The organism is Pseudomonas sp. RIT-PI-r (assembly GCF_001297015.1).
GTDB lineage: Bacteria > Pseudomonadota > Gammaproteobacteria > Pseudomonadales > Pseudomonadaceae > Aquipseudomonas.
Genome location: NZ_LIGE01000025.1, coordinates 1055695 through 1081248 on the forward strand (window position 1 = coordinate 1055695; position 25554 = coordinate 1081248).

26 protein-coding genes are annotated in these 25554 nt (G+C 59.0%); 16 read left to right on the plus strand and 10 right to left on the minus strand.

Going from position 1 to position 25554, the window contains the following annotated elements; genetic code table 11:
• Positions 1 to 29 precede the first annotated feature (29 nt).
• Positions 30 to 455, plus strand: a complete 426-nt coding sequence (locus AK821_RS16445) for a GNAT family N-acetyltransferase (RefSeq protein ID WP_064390654.1) — start codon at positions 30 to 32, stop codon at positions 453 to 455.
• A 116-nt stretch (positions 456 to 571) separates the two neighbouring features.
• Here the strand turns inward: AK821_RS16445 and AK821_RS16450 are convergent, their stop codons facing one another.
• Positions 572 to 922, minus strand: coding sequence for a hypothetical protein (locus tag AK821_RS16450; RefSeq protein ID WP_064390655.1), 351 nt, complete (start codon positions 920 to 922; stop codon positions 572 to 574).
• 134 nt (positions 923 to 1056) lie between these two features.
• Here AK821_RS16450 and AK821_RS16455 point away from each other — a divergent pair, with 134 nt between their 5' ends.
• The 8 genes from AK821_RS16455 (at position 1057) to AK821_RS16490 (ending at position 5782) form a co-directional block, all read left to right on the plus strand.
• Positions 1057 to 1386: a DUF6388 family protein gene (locus AK821_RS16455; RefSeq protein ID WP_064390656.1), complete on the plus strand. Its 330-nt coding sequence runs from the start codon at positions 1057 to 1059 to the stop codon at positions 1384 to 1386.
• Positions 1387 to 1410: 24 nt separating this feature from the next.
• Positions 1411 to 2115 (plus strand): YoaK family protein, encoded by a 705-nt coding sequence (locus tag AK821_RS16460; RefSeq protein ID WP_064390657.1) that lies wholly within the window; start codon positions 1411 to 1413, stop codon positions 2113 to 2115.
• A 200-nt stretch (positions 2116 to 2315) separates the two neighbouring features.
• Complete coding sequence (gene tusD, locus AK821_RS16465) at positions 2316 to 2708, plus strand: sulfurtransferase complex subunit TusD (protein ID WP_064390724.1); 393 nt, start codon at positions 2316 to 2318, stop codon at positions 2706 to 2708.
• 1 nt (position 2709) lies between these two features.
• Positions 2710 to 3066 (plus strand): sulfurtransferase complex subunit TusC, encoded by a 357-nt coding sequence (gene tusC / locus AK821_RS16470; RefSeq protein ID WP_064390658.1) that lies wholly within the window; start codon positions 2710 to 2712, stop codon positions 3064 to 3066.
• Positions 3066 to 3359: a sulfurtransferase complex subunit TusB gene (gene tusB / locus AK821_RS16475; protein WP_064390659.1), complete on the plus strand. Its 294-nt coding sequence runs from the start codon at positions 3066 to 3068 to the stop codon at positions 3357 to 3359. Before tusC ends, tusB begins: the two co-directional genes overlap by 1 nt.
• Positions 3356 to 3691, plus strand: a complete 336-nt coding sequence (locus AK821_RS16480; protein WP_064390660.1) for a TusE/DsrC/DsvC family sulfur relay protein — start codon at positions 3356 to 3358, stop codon at positions 3689 to 3691. Before tusB ends, AK821_RS16480 begins: the two co-directional genes overlap by 4 nt.
• The gene (locus AK821_RS16485) at positions 3688 to 4689 is read left to right on the plus strand and encodes a glycosyl transferase family protein (protein WP_064390661.1); all 1002 of its coding nucleotides are present in this window, start codon (positions 3688 to 3690) and stop codon (positions 4687 to 4689) included. Before AK821_RS16480 ends, AK821_RS16485 begins: the two co-directional genes overlap by 4 nt.
• A gap of 91 nt (positions 4690 to 4780) precedes the next feature.
• Positions 4781 to 5782 (plus strand): glutathione S-transferase family protein, encoded by a 1002-nt coding sequence (locus AK821_RS16490; protein ID WP_064390662.1) that lies wholly within the window; start codon positions 4781 to 4783, stop codon positions 5780 to 5782.
• A 94-nt stretch (positions 5783 to 5876) separates the two neighbouring features.
• Here AK821_RS16490 and cysG read toward each other — a convergent pair whose 3' ends face one another.
• The 6 genes from cysG to AK821_RS16520 all read right to left on the minus strand — a co-directional run bounded on the left by cysG (position 5877) and on the right by AK821_RS16520 (position 13499).
• Entirely contained in the window at positions 5877 to 7271 is a 1395-nt protein-coding gene (gene cysG, locus AK821_RS16495; RefSeq protein WP_064390663.1) for a siroheme synthase CysG, read from the minus strand.
• Positions 7272 to 8552, minus strand: coding sequence for a serine--tRNA ligase (serS, locus tag AK821_RS16500; RefSeq protein WP_064390664.1), 1281 nt, complete (start codon positions 8550 to 8552; stop codon positions 7272 to 7274). It lies immediately after the preceding gene.
• 15 nt (positions 8553 to 8567) lie between these two features.
• Complete coding sequence (gene crcB / locus AK821_RS16505; protein WP_064390665.1) at positions 8568 to 8942, minus strand: fluoride efflux transporter CrcB; 375 nt, start codon at positions 8940 to 8942, stop codon at positions 8568 to 8570.
• On the minus strand, positions 8942 to 10264 hold the full coding sequence (locus AK821_RS16510) for a replication-associated recombination protein A (RefSeq protein ID WP_064390666.1): 1323 nt from the start codon (positions 10262 to 10264) through the stop codon (positions 8942 to 8944). Before AK821_RS16510 ends, crcB begins: the two co-directional genes overlap by 1 nt.
• Before the next feature lie 139 nt (positions 10265 to 10403).
• Positions 10404 to 11024 (minus strand): outer membrane lipoprotein chaperone LolA, encoded by a 621-nt coding sequence (gene lolA, locus AK821_RS16515; protein ID WP_008087013.1) that lies wholly within the window; start codon positions 11022 to 11024, stop codon positions 10404 to 10406.
• 66 nt (positions 11025 to 11090) lie between these two features.
• Positions 11091 to 13499: a DNA translocase FtsK gene (locus AK821_RS16520; protein WP_064390667.1), complete on the minus strand. Its 2409-nt coding sequence runs from the start codon at positions 13497 to 13499 to the stop codon at positions 11091 to 11093.
• Between the two features lie 297 nt (positions 13500 to 13796).
• On the opposite strand from AK821_RS16520, the gene trxB reads away from it, so the two are divergent.
• The 4 genes from trxB to infA all read left to right on the plus strand — a co-directional run bounded on the left by trxB (position 13797) and on the right by infA (position 16596).
• Positions 13797 to 14756: a thioredoxin-disulfide reductase gene (gene trxB / locus AK821_RS16525; RefSeq protein ID WP_064390668.1), complete on the plus strand. Its 960-nt coding sequence runs from the start codon at positions 13797 to 13799 to the stop codon at positions 14754 to 14756.
• Between the two features lie 63 nt (positions 14757 to 14819).
• Positions 14820 to 15500 (plus strand): leucyl/phenylalanyl-tRNA--protein transferase, encoded by a 681-nt coding sequence (gene aat, locus AK821_RS16530; RefSeq protein WP_064390669.1) that lies wholly within the window; start codon positions 14820 to 14822, stop codon positions 15498 to 15500.
• Between the two features lie 57 nt (positions 15501 to 15557).
• Positions 15558 to 16265 carry an arginyltransferase gene (locus tag AK821_RS16535; RefSeq protein ID WP_064390670.1) on the plus strand — a complete coding sequence of 236 codons (708 nt, stop codon included), beginning with the start codon at positions 15558 to 15560 and terminating at the stop codon, positions 16263 to 16265.
• Between the two features lie 112 nt (positions 16266 to 16377).
• The gene (gene infA / locus AK821_RS16540; RefSeq protein WP_002553999.1) at positions 16378 to 16596 is read left to right on the plus strand and encodes a translation initiation factor IF-1; all 219 of its coding nucleotides are present in this window, start codon (positions 16378 to 16380) and stop codon (positions 16594 to 16596) included.
• Positions 16597 to 17598: 1002 nt separating this feature from the next.
• Here infA and clpA read toward each other — a convergent pair.
• Positions 17599 to 19869 (minus strand): ATP-dependent Clp protease ATP-binding subunit ClpA, encoded by a 2271-nt coding sequence (clpA, locus tag AK821_RS16545; protein ID WP_016987404.1) that lies wholly within the window; start codon positions 19867 to 19869, stop codon positions 17599 to 17601.
• Between the two features lie 30 nt (positions 19870 to 19899).
• A complete protein-coding gene (gene clpS, locus AK821_RS16550; RefSeq protein ID WP_011334948.1) occupies positions 19900 to 20283 on the minus strand; it encodes an ATP-dependent Clp protease adapter ClpS in 384 nt (127 codons plus the stop codon).
• Positions 20284 to 20508: 225 nt separating this feature from the next.
• On the opposite strand from clpS, the gene AK821_RS16555 reads away from it, so the two are divergent.
• Positions 20509 to 20790, plus strand: coding sequence for a cold shock domain-containing protein (locus tag AK821_RS16555; RefSeq protein WP_064390671.1), 282 nt, complete (start codon positions 20509 to 20511; stop codon positions 20788 to 20790).
• 79 nt (positions 20791 to 20869) lie between these two features.
• Here the strand turns inward: AK821_RS16555 and icd are convergent, their stop codons facing one another.
• Positions 20870 to 22126, minus strand: coding sequence for an NADP-dependent isocitrate dehydrogenase (gene icd / locus AK821_RS16560; protein ID WP_016987407.1), 1257 nt, complete (start codon positions 22124 to 22126; stop codon positions 20870 to 20872).
• Between the two features lie 481 nt (positions 22127 to 22607).
• On the opposite strand from icd, the gene AK821_RS16565 reads away from it, so the two are divergent.
• Positions 22608 to 24833: an NADP-dependent isocitrate dehydrogenase gene (locus tag AK821_RS16565; protein WP_064390672.1), complete on the plus strand. Its 2226-nt coding sequence runs from the start codon at positions 22608 to 22610 to the stop codon at positions 24831 to 24833.
• A gap of 226 nt (positions 24834 to 25059) precedes the next feature.
• Positions 25060 to 25506: an NUDIX hydrolase gene (locus AK821_RS16570; RefSeq protein WP_064390673.1), complete on the plus strand. Its 447-nt coding sequence runs from the start codon at positions 25060 to 25062 to the stop codon at positions 25504 to 25506.
• Positions 25507 to 25554: the final 48 nt, after the last annotated feature.

The window sequence follows — 25554 nt, forward strand, 5'->3', positions numbered from 1 at the left end:
TGCGAACTCAAACAACAAGGAAGTCATGCATGAACCTGCGTATCGAGCTGTCACAAAACCCGACCGAAGAAGAACGCACAGCCATCCTCGCGCCGCTGCGTGCGCACAACGTTGCCAAAGCCGGACCGTCGACCTTCGAGCCGATCGCTCTGTTAGTACGTGATGAACACGACGCGATTCTAGGTGGTTTGTATGCCCACACGTTCTATCGTTGGCTGTTCATTGAGTTACTGGCCGTGCCGGAGCAAGGTCGCGGCAAGGGTATCGGCTCGCAGTTGATGCAGAGGGCAGAAGATCTGGCACGGGAAAAAGACTGCGTTGGCATCTGGCTCGACACCTTCTCCTTCCAGGCACCGGAGTTTTACAAGAAGCTTGGATTCAGCGAATGCGGAGAGATTCTGGATTATCCACTGGGGCATAAGCGGCATTTCTTCCAGAAGCGATTGATCGGTTGAATGTTGCGGCCCCTTCGCGAGCAGGCTCGCTCCCACATCTGGAATGCATTCCACTGTAGGAGTGAGCCTGCTCCGGGCGGCGTTCCGACGATGCCGACAGCTGCGTCAACACATGATCAGAGGCAGGTCGCCAACGCCGCCAACCGGCGCTTGGCAACAAAATCATCCTTCTGCGCGTAGTAATTCAACGTCGTGCCCGAGGCTTCGGTGATCACGTCCACAAACGACTCCGCCGAACGCGTGTAGACCGTCGTCCCGCCGAGCTTGCGCGGTTCCAGATAAGCCGCCGCATCGACACCGAACACCGCCTCATCCTGCCAGCCGAATTGCACGCACTGGGCCACGACTTTCTCGGCTTTGTCCGAAGTCAGTACCTTGTAAGGGGCTTGAGTGCGAGCATCGTTCATCGCCGAACCCGCGCAACCGGCCAGCATCGTCGCCGCCAGCGCTACCATCAGAATTCGCATTGCATTCGCTCATTCAGAAAAAAGCGGACTGTATCATTGCAGCAGCAGAAATCGTTCTGCTTTACTGCATTTATAGCGCGACACACGCAGGCCGCTGCGGCAACCCAAGCTCATCAGCCTCATAAGGAAACCACATGGCGCCTACCGACCAGCGACATGAACATGCCCTGCAAGTATTTCTCGACGCGCGTCCCGAACTGCGCGAAACCCTCGATCATCTCAACCCGTTGCTGGCCCAGGCCAAAGGCGAAACTCAGGCGCAGTATCGTGAAGAGCGCCTGCACGAAGCATTTGAAGCCGAGGCGGAAAGTCTTGGGCTGTTCGCCTGGGAGTTGACCTTGCAACTGACCGCTGATTCGCCTGAGGAGTATCAGGCGCAGCGGCTGGAAGTCCACCGTGAGGTGGCGGAAATGGCCGGGATGGATTGGCTGGAATATTGCGATCTATATGGCATAGAACCGTAACTGTCGCCCCAGGACACCGCACTCATGCTGCCATCCGCCTCGACTCACCGCGCCAGCCCCGGCCATCTGCACACACAAAAGTGGCGCGGGCGGATTGGTCTGGCGCTGGTGGCCAGCCTTTCGGTGCTGGCCGGAATGACCGACGCCATTGGCTTTATGGCCAGCGGTGACTTCGTCTCGTTCATGAGCGGCAACACCACCCGACTTGCCGTGGCGATCAGTGATGGCGACGTCGGGTTGACTGTGCGCCTGTTGATCCTCGTCGCAACATTTATTGTCGGGAATGCCTTGGGGGTTGTCGTCGCACGTTTCGGCGGACGCCGGGCGTTACCGCTGCTGCTGTGTATCGCCGCCCTGCTTTGTGCGGCGGCGGTCTGGCCATTCGACACACAACTGCCGGCGCTGATGGCGGCGATCATTGCGATGGGCATGCTCAATGCCTCCGTCGAAGAAGTGAATGGTTTACCGGTCGGACTTACCTATGTCACGGGTGCATTGTCGCGATTCGGGCGAGGACTGGGCCGCTGGATGCTCGGCGAACGGCGCAGCGGCTGGCGCGTGCAACTGGTGCCTTGGAGCGGGATGTTTGTCGGCGCGATTCTGGGGGCGGTGCTGGAACACCATCTGGGACTCAAAGCGATGTTTGTCAGCGGTTTGCTGGCCGCGACGATCGGGCTGCTCTCTCTGAAAATCCCGCGGCGCTGGCAACTGGGCTATATGCCCCGCTAACCAACGCCCGACCCGTACTCCCTGTAGGAGCTGTCGAGTGAAACGAGGCTGCGATCTTTTGATCTTGTTTCTCAAAATCAAAATCAACAGATCGCAGCGTGCCGCAGCTCCTACAGAGATCGTGTTTCCCTGTAAGCGCTGCGATCCTTTGCGGTCTGCAATGCTTTATCATGGCCGCAGTTTTGCTGATCGAGTCCGTCATGAAGTTTGCCATCGCGCTGTTTTCCGCCGCCCACGCGCCCTCCTCGCGCCGCGCCCTGCTGTTCGCGCAGGCTACGCTGGCCGGTGGGCATGAAATTGTCCGGCTGTTCTTCTATCAGGACGGCGTCTACAACGCCTCTGATGCGGTGGTCACGCCGCAGGATGAACTCGACCTGCCCAAGCAGTGGCGCGCATTCATCACTGAGCAGAAGCTCGACGGCGTAGTGTGTATCGCCGCCGCCCTGCGTCGCGGCGTGCTGAACAATGAAGAAGCCAGGCGCTATCAGCGTGAAGCGGTCTCCGTCAGCGCACCGTGGGAATTGTCCGGTCTGGGCCAGTTGCACGACGCGGTGCAAGACGCCGACCGTCTGATCTGCTTCGGAGGTGCGTAACATGGCCAAATCCCTGCTGCTCATCAGTCGCCAATCGCCATGGTCCGGCCCCGCTGCCCGCGAAGCGCTGGACATCGTCCTCGCCGGTGGCGCCTTCGATCTGCCGATCGGCCTGCTGTTTCTCGATGACGGTGTGTTGCAACTGGCTGCCGGGCAAAACGCCAAGGCTTTGCAACAGAAAGACCTCAGCGCCAACCTTCAAGCGCTGCCGATGTTTGGTGTAGAAGAGTTGTTCTACTGCGCCGACAGCGCCAGCGCCCGAGGCCTCGACAAGTTGTCGCTGGACGAAGCGCAGCCACTGGCCGCCGAGCACATCACCGCCCTTATTGACCGTTACGACCAGGTGATCACCCTCTGATGTCGACTTTGCATGTGTTGTCTCATTCCCCGTTCGGCGACGATCGCCTGAGCAGTTGCTTGCGCCTGGTCGGCAGCGCTGATGCCTTATTACTGTCCGGCGATGCGGTTTATGCGCTGCAACCGGGCACCGCGCCGTTCAGCGCATTGCAAACCCGCCAAATCAAATTATTCGTCCTTGCCGAAGATGCTCAGGCTCGCGCCATCGAAGTTCCGGAATGGGCCGAAGTGATCGATTATCCTGCCTTCGTCGAGCTGTCGATCCACCACGACAAGGTCAACAGCTGGCTATGAATTCGATGACCGTCGGCGCCCGCGCCATCGAACTGGACAAGGATGGCTTTCTCGTCGACCTGAGTGACTGGTCGGCTGATGTCGCCAGCGCCCTCGCCGCCGCTGAAGAGATCGAGTTGACCCCTGAGCACTGGGAAGTCCTCGAACTGCTGCGCAGCTTTTATGCAGAATTCGAGCTGTCCCCGGCCACGCGACCGCTGATCAAGTACACAGCACTGAAGCTCGGCCCGGACAAAGGCAACAGCCTGCACCTGAACCGACTGTTCAAAGGCACCCCTGCCAAACTCGCCGCGAAACTGGCGGGCCTGCCCAAACCGACGAATTGCTTATGACCGACTTTCCCGCGCTGACCCTCGAAACGCCTGCCGAACACCCATTCGCTCAATTCGTGCGCATCCTCGGCAAGGGTAAGCGCGGCGCCCGCGATTTGACCCGCGAGGAAGCTCGCGAAGCCATGGGCATGGTCCTCGACGACAAGGTCGAAGACACCCAGCTCGGCGCCTTTCTCATGTTACTGCGGCACAAGGAAGAAAGCGCCGAGGAAATGGCTGGGTTCACCGAAGCGCTGCGCGCGCGTTTGCAGGCGCCTGCATTGAATGTCGACCTGGACTGGCCAACCTATGCCGGCAAGAAGCGCCATCTGCCGTGGTACCTGCTGGCCGCCAAGTGTCTGGCGCAGAACGGCATGCGCATTTTCATGCATGGCGGCGGCGCGCACACCGCCGGGCGTCTGTACAGCGAGCAACTGCTCGGCGAGCTGAACATCCCGTTGTGCCGCACCTGGCAGCAGGTCGGTACAGCATTGGATAACGGTGGCCTGGCGTTCATGCCGTTGGTGGACTGGGCGCCACAACTGCAGAACATGATCGACCTGCGCAACACCTTGGGCCTGCGCTCGCCGATTCATTCGCTGGCGCGGATTCTCAATCCGCTGGGCGCACGTTGCGGGCTGCAAAGTATTTTCCATCCTGGCTATCAGGCAGTGCATCGCGATGCCAGCGGGCTGCTGGGCGACACGGCGATTGTGGTCAAGGGTGACGGCGGCGAAATCGAGATCAACCCGGACGCTGACAGCCATCTCTACGGCACCACGGGCGGCGAGAGCTGGGATGAGGAATGGCCACAGATGTCGGCACAACGCCACGTCAAACCGGCAACTTTGGACGTCGAACATCTGAAAGCCGTGTGGCGCGGTGAAGTGGTCGACAGCTACCCGCAAATGGCGCTGATCTCGACGATGGCGCTGGCCCTGCGTGGCCTTGGCCAGCCGCGTGAGCAAGCCTTCGAAACTGCCGAGCAATACTGGGCTGCGCGGGACAAATCGATTTAACCGATCATTCGCGCCCGATCTTTGCGCTTTTTGTTCGAACTCATCGGAATAGACTCGACTCCAACGATTATTGGTTTACGGAGTCTTGATCATGGGTTTACTCGTCGATGGCCACTGGCAGGACAAGTGGTACGAAAGCAGCAAGGACGGCGCGTTCCAGCGCGAACAGGCCAAGCGCCGCAACTGGGTGACCGCAGACGGTCAACCCGGCCCGAGCGGTGAAGGTGGCTTTGCCGCCGAAGCCGGGCGCTATCACCTCTACGTTTCCCTCGCCTGCCCGTGGGCGCATCGCACGCTGATCCTGCGCAAGCTCAAAGGTCTGGAAAGTCTGATCGACGTGTCGGTGGTCAGTTGGCTGATGCTGGAGAACGGCTGGACCTTCGACGAAGCACTCGGCTCGACCGGCGACAAGCTCGATGGCTTCGAATTCATGCACCAGCGCTACACCGCCGATACCGCCGATTACACCGGCCGCGTTACCGTGCCAGTGCTGTGGGACAAGAAACTCAAGCGTATTGTCAGCAATGAGTCAGCCGAGATCATCCGCATGTTCAACAGCGCGTTCGATGGCTTGACTGGCAACGATCTGGACTTCTACCCGGCGCCGTTGCGCGGTGAAATCGATGCGTTGAACGAGCGGATCTATCCGGCGGTAAACAACGGTGTCTATCGCGCCGGATTCGCTACGTCGCAACAAGCTTATGAAGAAGCGTTCGATGAAGTGTTTGCCGAGCTTGATCATCTGGAGCGCGTTTTAGGCGCCAACCGTTATCTGAGCGGGGAATACCTGACCGAAGCGGATGTGCGTCTGTTCACTACGATCATCCGGTTTGATGCGGTGTACCACGGGCACTTCAAGTGCAACCTGCGGCGGATTGCCGATTACCCGAATCTGTCGAACTGGCTGCGTGAGGTGTATCAGCTGCCGGGGATTGCCGAGACAGTGGATTTCCAGCACATCAAGAACCACTACTACGGCAGCCACAAGACCATCAACCCAACGGGGGTTGTGCCGAAGGGGCCGGAGCAGGATTTCACCTTGGCGCATGATCGGGCGCGGCTGGCTGGGAAAGGGGTTTGGTTGAAGGGTTAATAGCAAAAAGCAAAAGATCGCAGCCTTCGGCAGCTCCTACAGGGAACGCATTCTCATGTAGGAGCTGCCGAAGGCTGCGATCTTTTGATCTGACTCAGACCTGCGCCTGAGCCCCTTCGAACCACGCCAGCTTCTCGCGCAGTTGCACCACTTCACCAACGATCACCAATGTCGGCGCATGCACTTCATGCTCCGCCACCAGTCGCGGCAGATCAGCCAGCGTGCCGGTAAAAACCCGCTGATTGACCGTGGTCCCCTGCTGGATCAACGCCGCCGGGGTATCCGCCGAACGACCATGCTTGATCAGTTGTTCGCAGATCACTGGCAAACCCACCAGGCCCATGTAGAACACCAACGTCTGCGCCGGCGCGACGAGGTCGGACCAAGGCAGATCGGTGGAACCGTCCTTCAAATGCCCGGTGACAAAGCGCACCGACTGCGCGTAATCACGATGGGTCAGCGGTATCCCGGCATACGCCGCGCAACCGCTGGCCGCTGTAATACCCGGCACGACCTGGAACGGAATGCCGTGGGCTGCCAGTTCTTCGATCTCTTCGCCACCACGGCCGAAGATGAACGGATCACCGCCCTTCAACCGCACCACACGTTTGCCGGCCTTGGCCAGGTCGACCAGCTGCTGGTTGATCTGATCCTGCGGCACGGCGTGATCGGCGCGACGCTTGCCGACGTAGACTCGCTCGGCATCACGACGGCACAGCTCAAGAATCGCCGGCGCGACCAAGCGGTCGTAAAGCACCACGTCGGCTTGCTGCATCAGGCGCAGAGCCTTGAAGGTCAGCAGATCCGGATCGCCCGGCCCTGCCCCGACCAGATACACCTCGCCGGTGGTGACCATGGCTTCACCATCGATCTTGGCTTGCAGCAAACGCTCGGCTTCAGCGCCCTGCCCGGCCAGTTGGCGGTCGGCAATCGGGCCCTGAAACACGTCTTCCCAGAAACCACGACGCTGCTGCACATCCGGAAACAGGCTTTTCACCTGATTGCGAAAACGCGCGGCGAGTCCGGCCAACTGACCGTAAGTCGATGGAATCCAGGTTTCGATCTTGGCTCGGATCAGCCGCGCCAGCACCGGCGCATCGCCGCCACTGGACACGGCAATGATCAGCGGCGAGCGATCGACGATCGCCGGGAAGATGACGCTGCACAAGGCCGGCGCATCGACCACGTTGACCGGCACGCAGCGCTTGTGCGCATCGGTGGAGACTTGGGCGTTCAGCGTCTCATCGTCGGTGGCGGCAATGATCAGCCCGCAACCGTCCAGATCCGCCTCGACGTAACCGCGCAACAGGCATTCACCGCCGGAGGCAGTAACCAGTTCACGCAGTTGCGCTTCGATTTCAGGTGCGACCACCCGCAGCAGCGCACCGGCATCGGCCAGCAGGCGGGATTTGCGCAAGGCAATTTCCCCCCCACCGACAACCAACACACGACTGCCGCGCAGGTTGTGAAACAGCGGCAGATATTTCATTTAGCCGATGACCTCAAGGCCACCCATGTACGGCTTCAGTACGTCTGGCACGCGAATCGAACCGTCGGCCTGCTGGTAGTTTTCCAGCACGGCCACCAGAGTACGGCCTACGGCCAGACCAGAACCGTTCAAGGTGTGCACCAGCTCAGGCTTGCCGGTTTCCGGGTTACGGAAACGCGCCTGCATGCGGCGGGCCTGGAAGTCGCCGCAGTTCGAGCACGAGGAAATTTCGCGGTACTTGTCCTGGCTCGGGATCCACACTTCGAGGTCGTAAGTCTTGACCGCGCTGAAGCCCATGTCACCGGTGCACAGTGCCAGGGTGCGGTAAGGCAGACCGAGCAGTTGCAGGACCTTTTCGGCGTTGGCGGTCAGGCCTTCCAGCGCTTCCATCGAGGTCGAAGGTTCAACGATCTGGACCATCTCGACTTTGTCGAACTGGTGCTGACGGATCATGCCGCGGGTGTCGCGACCCGATGCGCCGGCTTCACTGCGGAAGCACGGGGTGTGGGCGACGAACTTGATCGGCAGCAGTTTCGAATCGACGATTTCACCGGCGACGATGTTGGTCAGCGACACTTCGGCGGTCGGGATCAAGTACAGATCGGCTTCGCCTTCGCGGGCGATCTTGAACAGGTCTTCTTCGAACTTCGGCAGTTGACCGGTGCCTTGCAGCGCCGGGGCCTGAACCAGATAAGGCGTGTACGCCTCTTCGTAGCCGTGCTCATTGACGTGCAGGTTGATCATGAACTGCGCCAGGGCACGGTGCAGACGGGCGATCGGGCCACGCAGCAAGGCGAAACGCGCGCCGGACAGTTTGGCGGCGGTTTCAAAGTCCAGCCAGCCGAACTTCTCGCCCAGCGCCACGTGGTCTTTCACTTCGAAATCGAATGCAGTCGGCGTGCCCCAGCGGCGCACTTCGACGTTGTCGTCTTCGTCTTTGCCGATCGGCACGGATTCGTGTGGCAGGTTGGGGATACCGAGCAGGATCGAGTCCAGTTCAGTCTGGATCGCGTCCAGTTCGACTTTACCGGCACTCAGTTCGCCCGCCATGCGCTCGACGTCCGCCATCAACGGCGCGATGTCTTCACCGCGCTGCTTGGCCTGACCGATGGATTTGGAACGCGCGTTACGCTCAGCCTGCAGTGCTTCGGTGCGGGTCTGGACGGTCTTGCGCTGTTCTTCCAGCGCTTCGATGCGCGCGGTATCCAGGGCAAAGCCACGGGAAGCCAGGCGGTCCGCTACGTCCTGAAGGTTGCTACGTAACAGTTTGGAATCGAGCATGTCGGTTTCTCGTTATCAAAGTTTGGTCAAAGACAGGCCAGCCCACGTTGCGAGCAGCCCGCCGAATACGCTGAGTGCCGCATAGCCCAGGGCCAGCGGCACTTGCCCGCTTTCCAGCAGGCGCACCGTATCCAGTGAGAAGGATGAAAAAGTCGTCAGCCCCCCGAGGAAGCCGACCATCAACCCGGCGCGCACCTCGATCGGCACCTCCGGGCGTATCAAAAACAGGCCGTACAACACGCCAATCAACAGACAGCCCACGATATTAACGGCCAGCGTCGCGGTATAGAAGTGCCGCGGCCAATTGGCGTTGACCCAATTGCCGGTGGCGAAGCGCAACAAGGTGCCGGCGACACCGCCGACGGAGACCGCAACAATCAATGGAAGCACTATTTTCTCCGCTGCCGAGGGCTTAAACGGTCGAGTTGGGCGAGGTGGTTGAGCTTCTCGCCGATCTTCAATTCCAGGCCGCGCGGCACCGGTTGGTAGAACGGAATCGGCTCGAGTTCTTCCGGGAAATAGTCTTCGCCGGCGGCGTAAGCGTCCGGTTCATCGTGGGCGTAGCGGTATTCGTCACCGTAGCCCAATTGTTTCATCAGTTTGGTCGGTGCGTTGCGCAAGTGCAGTGGCACCTCAAGCGAGCCGTTTTCAGCAGCGGCACGCAGGGCAGTTTTGAAGCCCATGTACACCGCGTTGCTTTTCGGCGCGCAGGCCAGATAGGTAATGGCTTGCGCCACCGCCAACTCACCTTCCGGACTGCCGAGGCGCTCCTGCACTTCCCACGCCGCAAGGCAAAGGCTCAAGGCGCGCGGATCGGCATTACCGATGTCTTCGCTGGCCATGCGCACCACGCGCCGGGCCAGGTACAGCGGATCGCAACCGCCGTCGATCATTCGCGCGAACCAGTACAACGCGCCGTCGGGGTTGGAACCGCGCACCGATTTGTGCAGCGCCGAGATCTGGTCGTAAAAAGCTTCACCGCCCTTGTCGAAGCGTCGACGCGTATCGCCGAGCAGGCTTTGCAACAACTCCGTGCCGATCTCGCTGTTGTCTTCGGCCAGATCGGAAGCGTTTTCCAGCAGATTGAGCAGGCGCCGGCCATCGCCATCGGCGGCGGACAGCAGCATCTGGAAGCCTTCGTCGTTCAACGTCAAATTGCGCTTGCCCAGGCCGCGCTCTTCGGTGAGCGCGCGCTGTACCAGTTTGCGCAGCGCCGCTTCGTCGAGGCTTTTCAGCACGTAGACGCGGGCGCGCGACAACAAGGCGTTGTTGAGTTCGAACGAAGGGTTTTCGGTGGTGGCGCCGATGAAGATCAGCGTGCCGTCCTCAACGTACGGCAGAAAAGCATCCTGCTGCGACTTGTTGAAACGGTGCACTTCATCGACGAACAAAATCGTGCGCTTGCCGTACTGGCCGGCCTGCTGCTTGGCGATTTCAACGGCCTGACGGATCTCCTTGACCCCGGCGAGCACTGCCGAGACCGTTTCGAAGTGCGCATCGGAGACTTCCGCGAGCAACCGCGCCAAAGTGGTTTTACCCACGCCCGGCGGGCCCCAGAAGATCATCGAATGCAGGGCACCCTGCTCCAGCGCCTCACGCAGAGGCTTGCCGCGAGCTAGCACGTGCTCCTGACCGACGTACTCATCCAGATTGGTCGCACGCAAACGCGCGGCCAGTGGCTGGGCAATCGGTGCACTGCGAAACAGATCCATCACGTAGCGTTGAAACCTCTATTTTGCCGATCATTGACCCTGTAGGAGTGAGCCTGCTCGCGATAGCGGTGGGTCAGACGATGAAGATGTGACTGACAAATCGAATCGCGAGCAGGCTCGCTCCTACAAGGTTTTGGGTTTATTCCTGGATCACGTCGGCACCCTTGGGGATGTCGAACTTGAACTTCGATGCCGGTACTGGCTCGTTGGCCTTGACCCCGGTAAACAGGATATTGGTGCGCTGGCCGACGCTGTCGATCAGTTGCATGTCGTTAAGCAGACCGTTACGGAACGACAGACGCAGGTTGTCGAACAGGGTGTCCTTGGTCTTCGGCTTGAGGGTGAAGTCGATCACGCCGCCCGCCTCTTTCGCGCTGATGTCGAAGCTCTGGCTGATCTTCGAAACATCGCCGGACAACAGCAGTGCCGGGGTCTGGGTCAGACGCTCGTCGAGTTTCTTGATGGTCGCCTGTTCCAGATCCGGGTCCCACAGAGTGACTTTCTTGCCGTCGGAAACCATGGTCTGCTCGGCCGGCGCATTGGTGTGCCAGTAGAACAGGCCCGGACGCTGCAGGGTCATGTCGCCAGTGGTTTCCTGCAGCTGCGTGCCGCTGCCGTCGAGGGTCAGCTGCGAAAAATTCGCGCTCAGGGTCTTGGATGTTTCCAGCAATTGGGTCAGGCGCGCCACGTCCTTGTCATCGGCGTGGGCCGTGAGCGTGGTCAACGCCAGTACTGGCAACAGCATGCGGATAAGACGCATGGGAGTCCTCTTGAATACTCGTGGGAGAGCGGCGGAACATCATTGTCCCGCCTCTTGCTTTTGCAATCAGTCGCGAACCGGGCCCGGGGCCAGGACTTCACGGGAACCGTTGGTGTTCATCGAGGTGACGACGCCGGCCATTTCCATGGCCTCGATCATCCGTGCGGCACGGTTGTAGCCGATCTTCAGCTTGCGCTGTACAGCGGAAATAGAGGCACGACGGCTTTCCAGGACGAACTGTACGGCTTCGTCGTACAGCGCGTCGGCTTCCGGATCATCGCCATCGCCGCCACCGCTGCTGCCTTCAAAACCGCTGCCGGCTTCTTCGACACCGTTGAGGATGTCATCGTTGTATTCCGGCGCGCCGCGCAGCTTCCACGCTTCCACCACGCGGTGGACTTCATCGTCGGAAACGAACGCACCGTGAACGCGGATCGGCAGGCTGGTGCCCGGTGGCATGTAAAGCATGTCACCGTGGCCGAGCAGTTGTTCGGCGCCGCCTTGGTCGATGATGGTTCGCGAGTCGATCTTGCTCGACACCTGGAACGCCATCCGCGTCGGAATGTTGGCCTTGATCAGACCGGTGATCACGTCCACCGACGGCCGCTGGGTCGCAAGGATCAAGTGAATACCGGCCGCACGGGCCTTCTGGGCGATACGGGCGATCAGCTCTTCAACCTTCTTGCCGACGATCATCATCATGTCGGCGAATTCGTCGACCACCACCACGATGGTCGGCAGTTTCTGCAATAGCGGCGCTTCGTCGTGGATGCTTTCGCGCTTGTACAGCGGATCGCTCAACGGTTCGCCGGCGTCCTGGGCCTCCTTGACCTTGGCGTTGAAGCCAGAGAGATTTCGCACGCCCATCTTCGCCATCAGCTTGTAGCGGCGCTCCATCTCGGCAACGCTCCAGCGCAAGGCGTTGGCAGCGTCCTTCATGTCGGTCACGACCGGGCACAGCAGGTGCGGAATGCCTTCGTAGATCGACAGCTCCAGCATCTTCGGGTCGATCATGATCAGCTTGGCGTCTTCCGGGCCAGACTTGAACAGGATCGACAGGATCATCGCGTTCACACCCACCGACTTACCGGAACCGGTCGTACCGGCCACCAGCAAGTGCGGCATCTTCGCCAGATCGGTGATGACCGGTTTGCCGCCGATGTCATGACCGAGTGCCAGGGTGACCGGCGATTTGAAGTTGTCGTACTCGGGTGTCGACAGTACTTCAGAGAAACGCACGATCTGCCGGTCTTCGTTGGGAATCTCGATACCAACGGTGGTCTTGCCCGGAATCACCTCAACCACCCGCACACTGGTCACGGCCAGCGAACGCGCGAGGTCTTTGGCGAGGTTGGCGATGCGGCTGACTTTCACGCCGGCGGCAGGCTGGATTTCGTAACGGGTAATCACCGGGCCCGGGTGGATCGAATCCACCGTGACCTCGACACCGAACTCCTTGAGCTTGATCTCCAGCAAATGGCCGACTGCCGCCAGGGATTCCGGTGAGTAATTGAGTTGTTTCTTTTCCGCAGGATCAAGAATCGAGATCGGCGGCAAGGTGCCTTCCACGGCACTGTCGACGAACAACGGCACCTGCTTCTCTTTCTGTACGCGCTTGCTTGGCTCGGGCGCTTTGACCGGAGCTGGCGCAATGACCGGCGGAACTTGTTTCTCGCGATCAGACATGTGCTTGCTCAAGGCTTGCTCACGTTCGATCAGGCGTTCTTTGACTTTGGCCTGCTCACGTTTGTCGGTGACCGTGGGCGCGACCACGTCATGCACACGATCGTCGACTTCACGCAGTTGCGCGACCAGTTGCTTGCGTTCGGTACGCGCCGACCACCAGCGATTGAGCGCGCCCTGGAACAGTTCGAACAGATCGAGAGTGATCTTGCCGGTAATGTCCATCACCTTGAACCAGGACAGGTCGGTGAACACCGTCAGGCCAAACAGGAACAAGGCAATGAACAGCAGCGTGCTGCCCTGAATGTTCAGCGCGTTCTTCGCCAGATTACCGAGGCTTTCGCCCAGCGCCCCGCCAGCACCTGCCGGCAGACCCGACGCAGCGTGAAAATGCAGATGCGCCAGCGCCGCGCCGGACAGCACCAGAAACACCAGACCGATCAGGCGCCAGGAGAACAGCCAGCCGCTCCACTGCCACGGTTCGTGGCGCTGGCGGAAGATCTGGTAGGCCTTGATCGCCAGCAGCAACGGGAAGATGTACGCAAAGTAACCCAGCACCATGAACAGGATGTCGGCGCTGTAGGAGCCCGCCGGGCCGCCGAAATTCTGCACGTCGTCGATCTTGCTGTTGTGGCTCCAGCCCGGATCGTCCTTGCCGTAGGTCAGCAAGGCCATCATCAGGAACAGGCACAAGGCACCAATGGCGATCAATGCACCTTCCTTGAGCCGGTAGTGCAACTGTTGGCGCCAGAGCGGAACGACTGTTTTTGCTGCTTCGGTGGATTTCTTCAAAACGCTTCTTTTCCTGCGCCCGAGGCGCGTCCATCTATTGAATGACGATAAAAAACTGCCCAATCCAGGCAGGTAAAAAAGTGAACGAGCGCAACTGAGACTACTTTTAACACTGTGCTGGCGCTTTTATAAACACAGCGCACCGCGAACATTCTGTAACAGCTCGTCATTGTACGGGTTTGTGCGTCCGATGCCATGCTTCAAACCCCAGCATTGAGCATAGTCAAGCACACAGAAGCCGCGATTCAATTTGAGCATGCATTACCTTTTGTGACAAAGGCTTATGAGGTGTATTTGATGAACGCAGCGAAGCATTCACGCCTGATCATCCTCGGCTCCGGCCCGGCCGGTTACAGCGCTGCCGTGTATGCCGCCCGTGCCAACCTCAAACCCGTGGTGATCACCGGCCTGCAGGCCGGTGGCCAACTCACCACCACCGTCGAGGTCGACAACTGGCCTGGCGACGTCGAAGGCCTCACCGGCCCGGTGCTGATGGAGCGCATGCAGAAGCACGCCGAACGCTTTGCCACAGAGATCGTTTACGACCACATCCACACCGCCAAGTTGCAGCAGCGCCCGTTTGAGCTTGTCGGCGACAGCGGCACTTACACCTGCGACGCACTGATCATTGCCACCGGCGCTTCGGCGCAATACCTCGGACTGCCCTCGGAAGAGGCTTTTGCCGGCAAGGGTGTCTCTGCCTGCGCGACCTGTGACGGCTTTTTCTACCGTAATCAGGTGGTCGCAGTGGTCGGCGGCGGCAACACGGCTGTCGAGGAAGCACTGTATTTGTCGAACATCGCCAAAGAGGTGCACCTGATTCATCGTCGCGACAAGCTGCGCTCGGAGAAAATCCTTCAGGACAAACTGTTCGAGAAAGCCGCCAACGGCAACGTGCGCCTGCACTGGAATCAGAATCTCGACGAAGTGCTCGGGGACGCCAGCGGCGTGACCGGCGCCCGCCTGCGCGACAGCCACACTGGCGACACCTGCGAGCTGCCATTGGCCGGGGTGTTCATCGCTATCGGTCACAAACCGAACACCGACCTGTTTCAAGGGCAGTTACCGATGCGCGACGGCTACTTGCTGATCAAGGGCGGCAGCGACGGCGACGCCACCTCTACCGAGATCCCGGGGGTGTTCGCCGCTGGCGATGTCGCCGACCATGTTTACCGTCAGGCTGTCACCTCAGCGGGCGCCGGCTGCATGGCCGCGCTCGATGCCGAGAAGTATCTGGACGACATTCCTGTCATTTAACGGCACACTTTATCGCGGGCCAAACGGCTCGCACCGCCCTCCCCTTCTGCAAGCCTGGATGCCATGCTGACTTGGTTACAACGTAATTCCCTGACTTTTCCGCCATTGGAAAAGGCCATGCGCGACCCCAACGGACTGCTCGCCGCCGGTGGCGATCTGTCGGCCGACCGACTGATTCAGGCTTATCGGCATGGCTGCTTTCCGTGGTTTTCCGAGGGCCAGCCGATTCTCTGGTGGTCACCGGATCCACGCACTGTGCTGTTTCCCGACGAACTGCATGTCTCGCGCAGTCTCGGTAAATTGCTGCGCAAAGCGCGCTATCAAGTGACCTTCGATCAGGACTTCGACGCGGTGATACGCGCCTGTGCTGCGCCCCGGGATTACGCCGATGGCACCTGGATCACCGAAGCGATGCAGGATGCCTACATTGAACTGCATCGGCGCGGCTTCGCCCATTCGGTGGAGGTTTGGGATGAGGGCGAGTTGGTCGGCGGCCTCTACGGCTTGGCCATGGGCCAATTGTTCTTCGGCGAATCGATGTTCAGCCGTGCCGACAACGCTTCGAAATATGGTTTTGCCACGCTGGTGCGCCATCTGAAAGATTCGGAGTTCGTGCTGATCGACTGCCAGATGCCAACCGATCATCTGCACAGTCTCGGCGCCCGGGCCATTCCCCGCGACGAATTCGCTGATTATCTGGCCCGGCACCTGGATCAACCCAATCGTGCCACCTGGGTTTGCTGAGCGACTTTTGCGCGCGTGGCTTACACTTAATTCACCAGCTTATCCCGAGGGTTGATCATGACCGAGTTGGCGCGGTTGAAGTTCTATGCCACTCAGCCTCACTCTTGCAGTTATCTGCCCGAGGAGCAGGCCACGACCCTGTTTCTCGATCCGAGTCAGCCCATGGATGTGCATGTCTACGCAGACCTGTCGGAAATGGGCTTTCGTCGCAGCGGCGATCATCTGTACCGCCCGCATTGCCAGAACTGCAATGCGTGCGTGCCTGCGCGCATTCCGGTGGCGCAGTTCGCACCCAATCGTCAGCAGAAGCGGATTTTCAAACGCAACACGGATTTGCAGGTGCGCCCGGCCAAACCGCAGTTCAGCGAAGAATATTTCGATCTGTACCAGCGCTATATCGAACAACGCCACGCTGACGGCGATATGTACCCGCCAAGTCGTGATCAATTCTCGACTTTTCTAGTCCGTGACCTACCCTTCTCGCGCTTTTACGAATTCCGACTCGACGGACGGTTACTGGCCGTGGCGGTGACCGATTTGCTGCCGAACGGTTTGTCGGCGGTGTACACCTTCTACGAACCCGCCGAAGAGCGCCGCAGCCTTGGCCGATTTGCCATCCTCTGGCAAATCGCCGAGGCACAGCGCCTCGAGCTTGAGGCGGTGTACCTTGGTTACTGGATCAAGAACTGCAAAAAGATGAACTACAAGACGCAATATCGACCCATCGAATTGCTGATTAATCAACGCTGGGTCATCCTCAACTAAACCCAAGCCGTAAACCCCTTGGCGTAAACCCCATTTTTCGGGCACAATGCACGCCGCTTTTGCCTGGCGCAGTTGCACCGGGCCATTCATTGGATACCGAGGGCTTTACTGCATGTCGAAAGAAGACAGCTTCGAAATGGAAGGCACTGTCGTCGACACCCTGCCCAACACCATGTTTCGTGTGGAGTTGGAAAATGGGCACGTCGTAACCGCGCATATTTCCGGCAAGATGCGCAAGAACTACATTCGTATTCTTACCGGTGACAAAGTGCGCGTCGAGCTGACGCCCTATGACTTGAGCAAAGGGCGCATCACTTACCGCGCTCGTTAATCAAGTCAATACAGAACGCCCGGTTTATGCCGGGCGTTTTTGTATCTGCGTTTTGGGGTTTGGGTTTGGGTTTGGGTTTGGGGGCATATCCGTTGCTGCGGTTGTTGCCGCTGGCGGTTTCGCTCTTACAGCGAGTCCCTTTTTCAAAGGCCAAAAAGGAACCAAAAGGCTTTGCCCCTGGCGTACGGCCCGCTCGCTGGGGCTCGGGGTTCCCGAGCTACGGTGTCCATCCGGGGGCATCGCCTACGGTTTGCTTCGCTGCACCTCCTCTCGATGTATGCGGCTACGCCGCACGGCGCTGCGCGCCTAACCCCCGGATGAACACCTTCGCTCGGCCTGCCGATGGGGCAAAAGATCAAAAGCCAAAGCCAAAGCCAAAGCCAAAGCTAAAGCAAGATCAAAAGCCGGATCAAGAGCCCCTCACCCTAGCCCTCTCCCGGAGGGAGAGGGAACTGATCGCGTGGACTGGAAGAGATACGCCGACCTGGGATACCGAGTTGAACGAAAATTTTGACAAGCCCACAGATCGGCCCCCTCTCCCTCCGGGAGAGGGCTGGGGTGAGGGGAAGCACCACCACAAATCTAAAGCCGAACACCCGCGCTCTTCACCACTCAACAGGATGAGCGTTAGCTCGGCTGCAGCTCTTGATCTGTAAGGCGACGTCGGAAGGCTGAGTGGAGGGATTGATCCGGGCGTGGGAGCGCAGCGACCGTTTGGCGAAGCCAAACACAGCGAGAGGAGGTGCAGCGCAGCAAACCGTAGGCGCTGCGCCCGGATCGATCCCGGAGCGAAGGGACCCCGAGCCCCAGCGAGCGGGCCGCACGTAGGAGCAAGCCTTTTTGGTTACTTTTTTCTGGGCCGGCATTCCGGGCGTCTGGAAAAAGTGACCCGCCGTAAGGGCGGAACCCTAAGAAGCCGTTACCGCAGCAACGGATATACACACAAAAACACCAGACAACAAAAAGGCGCCCGAAGGCGCCTTCCCAATCAACATCAAACCGTCAGGCCATCTCAGCCGTAGTCTCGAAGTCAAACGTCAACTCACCATCCTTGATGTCGATGTGTACCACACCGCCATGCTCGGCCAGCTCGCCAAACAGAATCTCCTCCGCCAACGGACGCTTGATCTTGTCCTGGATCAGACGTGCCATCGGACGCGCACCCATCGCCGAGTCATAACCACCCGCCGCCAGCCAACTACGCGCGGCATCAGTGACCTCAAGCAGCACACGCTTGTCTTCCAGCTGCGCCTGAAGCTCGGTAAGGAACTTGTCCACCACACTTTTGATGACCTCATGACTGAGGCGACCAAACTGGATAATGGTGTCCAGACGGTTACGGAATTCCGGCGTGAAGCTCTTCTTGATCACTTCCATCGCGTCAGACGAGTGGTCCTGATGGGTGAAACCGATCGAAGCACGCGCCGCCGTTTCGGCACCGGCGTTGGTGGTCATGATCACGATCACGTTGCGGAAGTCCGCCTTGCGCCCGTTGTTGTCGGTCAGCGTACCGTGATCCATCACCTGCAACAGCAGGTTGAAGACTTCCGGATGCGCCTTCTCGATTTCATCGAGCAGCAATACGCAATGCGGTTGCTTGGTGATCGCTTCGGTCAACAGACCGCCCTGATCGAAACCGACATAGCCTGGAGGTGCACCGATCAGACGCGATACGGTATGGCGCTCCATGTACTCGGACATGTCGAAGCGAACCAGTTCGATCCCCAACGCCTTGGCCAATTGCCGCGCGGCCTCGGTTTTACCGACACCGGTCGGCCCTGCGAACAGGAACGAACCGACTGGCTTGTCAGGCGACTTCAAGCCGGCACGGGACAACTTGATCGCAGTCGACAGCGAATCGATCGCCGCGTCCTGACCAAACACCGTCAGCTTCAGATCACGTTCCAGGTTACGCAGCAGTTCCTTGTCGGAACTGGTGACGTGCTTGGGCGGAATCCGCGCGATTTTCGCGACGATGTCTTCGACCTGTGGCACTTCAATGCGCTTCACACGTTTTTCGACCGGTTGCAGACGCTGGTAGGCGCCCGCCTCGTCGATCACGTCGATGGCCTTGTCCGGCATGTGCCGGTCATTGATGTAGCGCGATGCCAGTTCAGCAGCGGCGCGCAACGACTCATCGCTGTATTCGATGTTGTGGTGCTGCTCGAAACGCCCTTTCAGGCCGCGCAGGATACCGATGGTGTCTTCCACCGATGGCTCGACGACATCGACTTTCTGGAAGCGACGCGCCAAGGCACGGTCCTTCTCGAAAATGCCGCGAAATTCCTGGAACGTGGTCGAGCCGATGCAGCGAATGTCGCCAGACGACAGCAGTGGCTTGAGCAGATTCGAAGCGTCCATGACCCCGCCCGACGCAGCGCCGGCACCAATAATGGTGTGGATCTCGTCGATGAACAGGATCGCCTGCGGACGTTTTTTCAGTTCATTGAGCAGCGCCTTGAAGCGCTTCTCGAAATCACCGCGATACTTGGTCCCCGCGAGCAGGGCGCCAAGATCGAGCGAGTAGACAACGCTGTTGGCCAGCAGATCAGGCACCTGGTTGTCGACAATGCGCTTGGCCAGGCCTTCGGCAATCGCGGTTTTACCCACGCCAGCTTCACCGACCAGCAGCGGATTGTTTTTGCGTCGGCGCGCGAGAATCTGCGCGACACGCTCGACTTCCGATTCACGGCCGACCAGCGGATCAATGCGACCCTGGCGCGCCAGTTCGTTGAGGTTGCTGGCATAAGCATCCAGAGGATTGCCTGAAGAAGAAGACTCACCGCCCTCATCGTCCTGCATATCTTGTTCACCTTCAGAGTGATCGCCATGCCCCGGCACTTTGGAAATGCCGTGAGCGATGTAGTTGACGACATCGATGCGCGCAACGCTCTGCTGTTTCAGCAGGAACACCGCCTGACTCTCTTGCTCACTGAAGATGGCAACCAGCACGTTGGCGCCGGTCACTTCGCGTTTGCCCGAGCTCTGTACGTGGAAAACAGCACGTTGCAGTACACGCTGGAAGCCCAGGGTTGGCTGGGTTTCGCGATCTTCGTCATGAACGGGGATCAATGGCGTGGTGGAGTCGATGAACTCCTGCAGGTCATGCTTGAGTTTGTCGAGGTTTGCGCCGCAGGCACGCAAAACGGTGGCGGCAGCCTCATTGTCCAATAGGGCCAGCAAAAGGTGTTCGACGGTCATGAATTCATGACGTTTCGAACGAGCCTCCTTGAAGGCTAGATTGAGGGTGACTTCGAGCTCGCGGTTTAACATAGCTTCACCTCATACCCAAGTGGTCGGCGATTAACCGTCCTTCTCGATTTCACAGAGTAGCGGATGCTGGCTTTCCCTGGCGTACTGGTTGACCTGCATGGCCTTTGTCTCGGCGATGTCGCGGGTAAACACTCCACATACTGCCCGTCCTTCTGTGTGGACGGCCAGCATGACCTTGGTCGCCAGCTCGCGATTCAGGTTAAAAAACACCTCGAGCACTTCGACGACGAAATCCATCGGTGTGTAGTCATCATTGAACAAAACCACCTTGTACATTGGCGGCGCCTGTAACGCAGGCTTTGCTTCCTGAACAGCAACGCCTGCCGAATCGTCGTCGTGCTCCTGTGGAAGATCCTTTTGGAGAAGCGGGCGATCCTGATTGAATGTTAGTCGAATCTGGCTGATTGCATGCATGGGAAAGAAAGGTTCGTCAGTTGTGCAAATACAGTGGTGGGGGCGGTTGTCCACGTTTTCAACTCCGACTGCCCGGTCACCTTGACTATCGGGAAAACGGTGTTACAACCAATAGAGCCCACAGTGGGTAAAAAAGATCCGCGGAGTCAATTCTTTTAACGGATTAGATTGCGGATGACCTGGATGATACTCCAGCGATGGAGTCTGTTGCAGAGGGATTTGAGCATGGCTGTCGGCAAGGTGAAATGGTTCAACAATGCCAAGGGATTCGGCTTTATCAATACCGATGCCCGCGAAGGCCGCGATGAGGATGGCAAAGACATCGATTTCTTTGCCCATTACTCGGCCATTGAAATGGCAGGGTATAAAACCCTCAAGGCCGGACAACTGGTGAAATTCGACATCGTGCAGGGCCCGAAAGGCTTGCATGCGGTGAAGATTGAGTCGGCCGAAGCCAAACAAGAAGCGCCCCCGATCACCACCGAAAAACAAACGGTGACCAGCTGACGCCTCAGAACCTTCAGCCATAAAAAACCGCCCTCCTCAATCATCTGAGTCGGGCGGTTTTTTCGTTTGCCGGTGTTTCTTACATATGCGAAATCAACGCATCCCCAAAGCCCGACGACGAAACCAGCTTGGCTCCTTCCATCAAACGTTCGAAGTCATAAGTCACGGTCTTGGCACCAATGGCGCCGTTGGTGCCCTTGATGATCAGATCCGCCGCTTCCGTCCAGCCCATGTGGCGCAGCATCATTTCTGCCGAAAGAATCAACGAACCCGGGTTGACCTGGTCCTTGCCGGCGTATTTCGGCGCCGTACCGTGGGTGGCTTCGAACATCGCCACGGTGTCGGACAGGTTGGCGCCCGGCGCGATACCGATACCGCCCACTTCCGCCGCCAGGGCGTCGGAAAGGTAGTCGCCGTTGAGGTTCAGGGTCGCGATCACATCGTATTCCGCCGGGCGCAGCAGGATCTGCTGGAGCATGGCGTCGGCGATGGCGTCCTTGACCACAACGTTCTTGCCGGTTTTCGGGTTTTTGAACTGCATCCACGGGCCGCCGTCGAGCAGGGTCGCGCCGAACTCTTCAGCGGCCACTTCGTAGGCCCACTCTTTGAAGGCACCTTCGGTGAACTTCATGATGTTGCCTTTGTGCACGATGGTCAGCGAATCGCGGTCGTTATCGACCACATATTGCAGGGCCTTGCGTGCCAGGCGCTTGGTGCCTTCCAGCGAAACCGGCTTGACGCCGATACCGCAGTTTTCGTCGAAACGGATCTTGGTGACGCCCATTTCTTCTTTAAGGAACTTGATGACCTTGGTGGCTTCCGGCGAACCGGCCTTCCACTCAATGCCGGCATAGATGTCTTCGGAGTTCTCGCGGAAGATGGTCATGTCGACGTCGCCTGGCTTTTTCACCGGGCTCGGCACGCCTTCGAACCAGCGCACCGGGCGCAGGCAGACGTACAGGTCGAGTTGCTGACGCAGGGCCACGTTCAGCGAGCGGATGCCACCACCGACCGGCGTGGTCAGCGGGCCTTTGATGGAAACCACGTAGTCCTTGACTGCATCGAGGGTTTCCTGAGGCAGCCAGGTGTCCTGATCGTAAACCTGAGTGGCTTTTTCCCCGGCGTAGACTTCCATCCAGGAAATCTTGCGCTTACCGCCGTATGCCTTTTGAACTGCAGCATCGACAACCTTGATCATCACCGGACTGATGTCGACACCAATGCCGTCACCTTCGATGAAGGGGATGATCGGGTTATCAGGAACATTGAGAGAATGGTCTGCATTGACGGAGATTTTGTCGCCGACGGCTGGAACCTGAATCTTCTTGTAACCCATGCTGAACTCCATTGTTTGGATTGAACATCTGGCTTGGTTCGAGCGTAACCCAGTTAAATCAACACGCAAACCCTCAGTTCCCGGCATTCGCACAAGTCGTTTCGTACAAGCCTGAAAGCAAAGGGAAAAGCGCCAAACTCAAGCATTCCCATTGACCTTAGTCGCCATCCTGCCCTGCGACCTTTAGACCAATGGACGAGAATCGTTGCATATGAACCATCGGCAGATTGCCAGCTACCTATGTATAATGCCGCCCGCTGACCACAGGGTCACGACGGCTGGCCTCTCTAGTACGAGACTTTCCGCCTGATTGGTCGGGTTGTTACCGCAGCCTGACTGCTTGACGCTCTACTGATGCACCCAACATCACCGCGAAGAATCTCGACATTCGGTTCATGGATGACTTTGAACGAACGCGCTTACCCGGCGCCCCTCGAGTTTCTGCGCACGCTTTAGCAAAGAAGAGAGAGTTAATCCGAATATGCCCACCCGCTCGAAGATCATCTATACCTTCACCGACGAAGCTCCTGCCCTCGCCACCTATTCCCTGCTGCCGATCATCGAGGCTTACACCGCCTCGGCCGATATCGCCGTGGAAACCCGCGATATCTCTCTTGCAGCACGCATCCTGGCAAGCTTCCCCGAGCAACTGGGCGACAAAGCCGTAGCCGACCACCTCGCTGAACTGGGCGACCTGGCCGTTACGCCTGAAGCCAATATCATCAAGCTGCCGAACATCAGCGCTTCGGTGCCACAGCTGCAAGCCGCGATCAAAGAGCTGCAAGCTCAGGGTTACAACCTGCCGGACTACCCGGAAACCGTAACCAGCGACGCCGACAAAGACGCCAAGGCGCGTTACGACAAGGTCAAGGGCAGCGCCGTGAACCCGGTTCTGCGTGAAGGCAACTCCGACCGCCGCGCACCGCTGTCGGTGAAGAACTATGCGCGCAAGCACCCGCACAAAATGGGCGCCTGGGCCAAAGACTCCAAGTCCCACGTCGCTCACATGAGCACCGGCGATTTCTACGGTAGCGAAAAAGCTGCCCTGATCGACGCCGCTGACGCCGTGAAGATCGAGCTGATCGCCAAAGACGGCACCGCAACCGTTCTGAAAGAAAAAACCACCGTTCAGGCTGGCGAGATCCTCGACTGCGCCGTGATGAGCAAAAACGCCCTGCGCGCGTTCATCGCTGCTGAAATCGAGAGCGCCAAGGCGCAAGGCGTGCTGCTCTCGGTGCACCTGAAGGCGACCATGATGAAGGTCTCCGACCCGATCATGTTCGGCCAGATCGTTGCCGAGTTCTATAAAGATGCCCTGACCAAGCACGCTGAAGTGCTGGCCGAGATCGGCTTCAACCTGAACAACGGCATCGGCGATCTGTACGCGCGCATCAAGGCCCTGCCGGCCGAGCAGCAAGCGCAGATCGAAGCCGACATGGCCGCGGTCTACGCTGCTCGTCCATCGCTGGCGATGGTCAACTCCGACAAAGGCATCACCAACCTGCACGTGCCGAGCGACGTTATCGTCGACGCCTCGATGCCAGCGATGATCCGTGACTCCGGCAAAATGTGGGGCACCGACGGCCAACTGCACGACACCAAGGCGGTGATCCCGGATCGTTGCTACGCGACCATCTACCAGGCCGTGATCGAAGACTGCAAAGCCAATGGCGCTTTCGACCCGACCACCATGGGCAGCGTGCCAAACGTTGGTCTGATGGCGAAGAAAGCCGAAGAGTACGGCTCGCACGACAAGACCTTCCAGATCAAGGCTGACGGCGTGGTTCGCGTCACCGACAGCAAGGGCAACCTGCTGATGGAACAGGCTGTTGAAGCCGGCGACATCTTCCGCATGTGCCAGACCAAAGACGCGCCGATCCAGGACTGGGTCAAGCTGGCTGTCAACCGTGCTCGCGCCAGCAGCACGCCAGCGATCTTCTGGCTCGACCCGATGCGCGCTCACGATGGCGTAGTGATCGAGAAAGTTCAGGCCTACCTGAAGGATCACGACACGGCCGGTCTGGACATCCAGATCATGGCGCCGGTCGACGCAATGAAGTTCACCCTGCAGCGCACCCGCGAAGGCAAGGACACCATTTCGGTGACCGGCAACGTACTGCGCGACTACCTGACCGACCTGTTCCCGATCATGGAACTGGGCACCAGCGCCAAGATGCTGTCGATCGTGCCGCTGATGAACGGCGGTGGCCTGTTCGAAACCGGCGCCGGCGGTTCGGCTCCGAAGCACGTGCAGCAACTGGTTGAAGAGAACTTCCTGCGCTGGGATTCGCTGGGCGAGTTCCTCGCACTGGCAGCATCCCTCGAGCATTTGGGCGTGAACTACAACAACCCGAAAGCACTGGTGCTGTCGAAGACTCTGGATCAGGCCACTGGCCAGTTCCTCGACAACAACAAGTCGCCATCGCGCAAAGTCGGCAACATCGACAATCGCGGCAGCCACTTCTACCTGGCGATGTACTGGGCTCAGGCCCTGGCCGCCCAGACTGAAGACGCTGCACTGCAAGCGCAGTTCGCGACGCTGGCAAAAACCCTGACCGAGAACGAAGCAACCATCGTTGCCGAGCTCAACGCGGTTCAGGGCAAGCCAGTCGACATCGGCGGTTACTACCACGCCAATGCCGAGCTGATCAGCAAGGCCATGCGCCCGAGCGCAACCCTCAACGCGGCGATTGCTGCGCTGGTTTAAGGTTGTAGCGCTGTAAACGAACCCCGGCCTAGTGCCGGGGTTTGTGTTTCTGAATACAACATAAATCCCCTGCAGGAGTGAGCCTGCTCCGGGCGGCGTTCCGACGATAGCGGTATACCATTCAACAAATATGGTGGCTGGTGTACCGCTATCGTCGGAACGCCGCCCGGAGCAGGCTCACTCCTACATTGGATTGCATTTCAATCCCAGAATTGAGGAAGGTTTTATGGATTGGCTCCCCCACATCACCGTCGCCACCATCGTCGAGGACAACGGTCGCTTCCTGATGGTTGAAGAACACAAGGCCGGGCGCAATGTGCTCAACCAGCCCGCCGGCCATCTCGACCCGGACGAAACGCTGGTCGAAGCCGCCGTGCGCGAAACCCTCGAAGAAACCGGTTGGGACGTCGAACCCACCGGCGTCATTGGCATTTATCTGTACACCGCCCCAAGCAACGGCGTGACCTACCAACGCGTGTGCTTCAGCGCCAAAGCCTTGAAACATCACCCGGATTACCAGCTCGACGACGGCATCGTCGGCGCCAAGTGGCTGACCCGCGACGAATTAATCGCCCAGCGCGACAACTGGCGCAGTGAGCTGATCATCCGTTGCATCGACGATTATCTGGCCGGCCATCACTTCAGCCTCGAACTGATCCGCCCTTCTCTTTAGCCTTGAGGCCGTGAGCCTGATAGAATCGCGTCCTTTTTCAAGACACTC

Coding starts and splice junctions, on each gene's coding strand:
- AK821_RS16445 (WP_064390654.1), top strand. CDS start 30: ATGAACCTGCGTATCGAGCTGTCACAAAACCCGACCGAAGAAGAACGC.
- AK821_RS16450 (WP_064390655.1), bottom strand. CDS start 922: ATGCGAATTCTGATGGTAGCGCTGGCGGCGACGATGCTGGCCGGTTGC.
- AK821_RS16455 (WP_064390656.1), top strand. CDS start 1,057: ATGGCGCCTACCGACCAGCGACATGAACATGCCCTGCAAGTATTTCTC.
- AK821_RS16460 (WP_064390657.1), top strand. CDS start 1,411: ATGCTGCCATCCGCCTCGACTCACCGCGCCAGCCCCGGCCATCTGCAC.
- tusD (WP_064390724.1), top strand. CDS start 2,316: ATGAAGTTTGCCATCGCGCTGTTTTCCGCCGCCCACGCGCCCTCCTCG.
- tusC (WP_064390658.1), top strand. CDS start 2,710: ATGGCCAAATCCCTGCTGCTCATCAGTCGCCAATCGCCATGGTCCGGC.
- tusB (WP_064390659.1), top strand. CDS start 3,066: ATGTCGACTTTGCATGTGTTGTCTCATTCCCCGTTCGGCGACGATCGC.
- AK821_RS16480 (WP_064390660.1), top strand. CDS start 3,356: ATGAATTCGATGACCGTCGGCGCCCGCGCCATCGAACTGGACAAGGAT.
- AK821_RS16485 (WP_064390661.1), top strand. CDS start 3,688: ATGACCGACTTTCCCGCGCTGACCCTCGAAACGCCTGCCGAACACCCA.
- AK821_RS16490 (WP_064390662.1), top strand. CDS start 4,781: ATGGGTTTACTCGTCGATGGCCACTGGCAGGACAAGTGGTACGAAAGC.
- cysG (WP_064390663.1), bottom strand. CDS start 7,271: ATGAAATATCTGCCGCTGTTTCACAACCTGCGCGGCAGTCGTGTGTTG.
- serS (WP_064390664.1), bottom strand. CDS start 8,552: ATGCTCGATTCCAAACTGTTACGTAGCAACCTTCAGGACGTAGCGGAC.
- AK821_RS16510 (WP_064390666.1), bottom strand. CDS start 10,264: ATGGATCTGTTTCGCAGTGCACCGATTGCCCAGCCACTGGCCGCGCGT.
- lolA (WP_008087013.1), bottom strand. CDS start 11,024: ATGCGTCTTATCCGCATGCTGTTGCCAGTACTGGCGTTGACCACGCTC.
- trxB (WP_064390668.1), top strand. CDS start 13,797: ATGAACGCAGCGAAGCATTCACGCCTGATCATCCTCGGCTCCGGCCCG.
- aat (WP_064390669.1), top strand. CDS start 14,820: ATGCTGACTTGGTTACAACGTAATTCCCTGACTTTTCCGCCATTGGAA.
- AK821_RS16535 (WP_064390670.1), top strand. CDS start 15,558: ATGACCGAGTTGGCGCGGTTGAAGTTCTATGCCACTCAGCCTCACTCT.
- infA (WP_002553999.1), top strand. CDS start 16,378: ATGTCGAAAGAAGACAGCTTCGAAATGGAAGGCACTGTCGTCGACACC.
- clpA (WP_016987404.1), bottom strand. CDS start 19,869: ATGTTAAACCGCGAGCTCGAAGTCACCCTCAATCTAGCCTTCAAGGAG.
- clpS (WP_011334948.1), bottom strand. CDS start 20,283: ATGCATGCAATCAGCCAGATTCGACTAACATTCAATCAGGATCGCCCG.
- AK821_RS16555 (WP_064390671.1), top strand. CDS start 20,509: ATGGCTGTCGGCAAGGTGAAATGGTTCAACAATGCCAAGGGATTCGGC.
- icd (WP_016987407.1), bottom strand. CDS start 22,126: ATGGGTTACAAGAAGATTCAGGTTCCAGCCGTCGGCGACAAAATCTCC.
- AK821_RS16565 (WP_064390672.1), top strand. CDS start 22,608: ATGCCCACCCGCTCGAAGATCATCTATACCTTCACCGACGAAGCTCCT.
- AK821_RS16570 (WP_064390673.1), top strand. CDS start 25,060: ATGGATTGGCTCCCCCACATCACCGTCGCCACCATCGTCGAGGACAAC.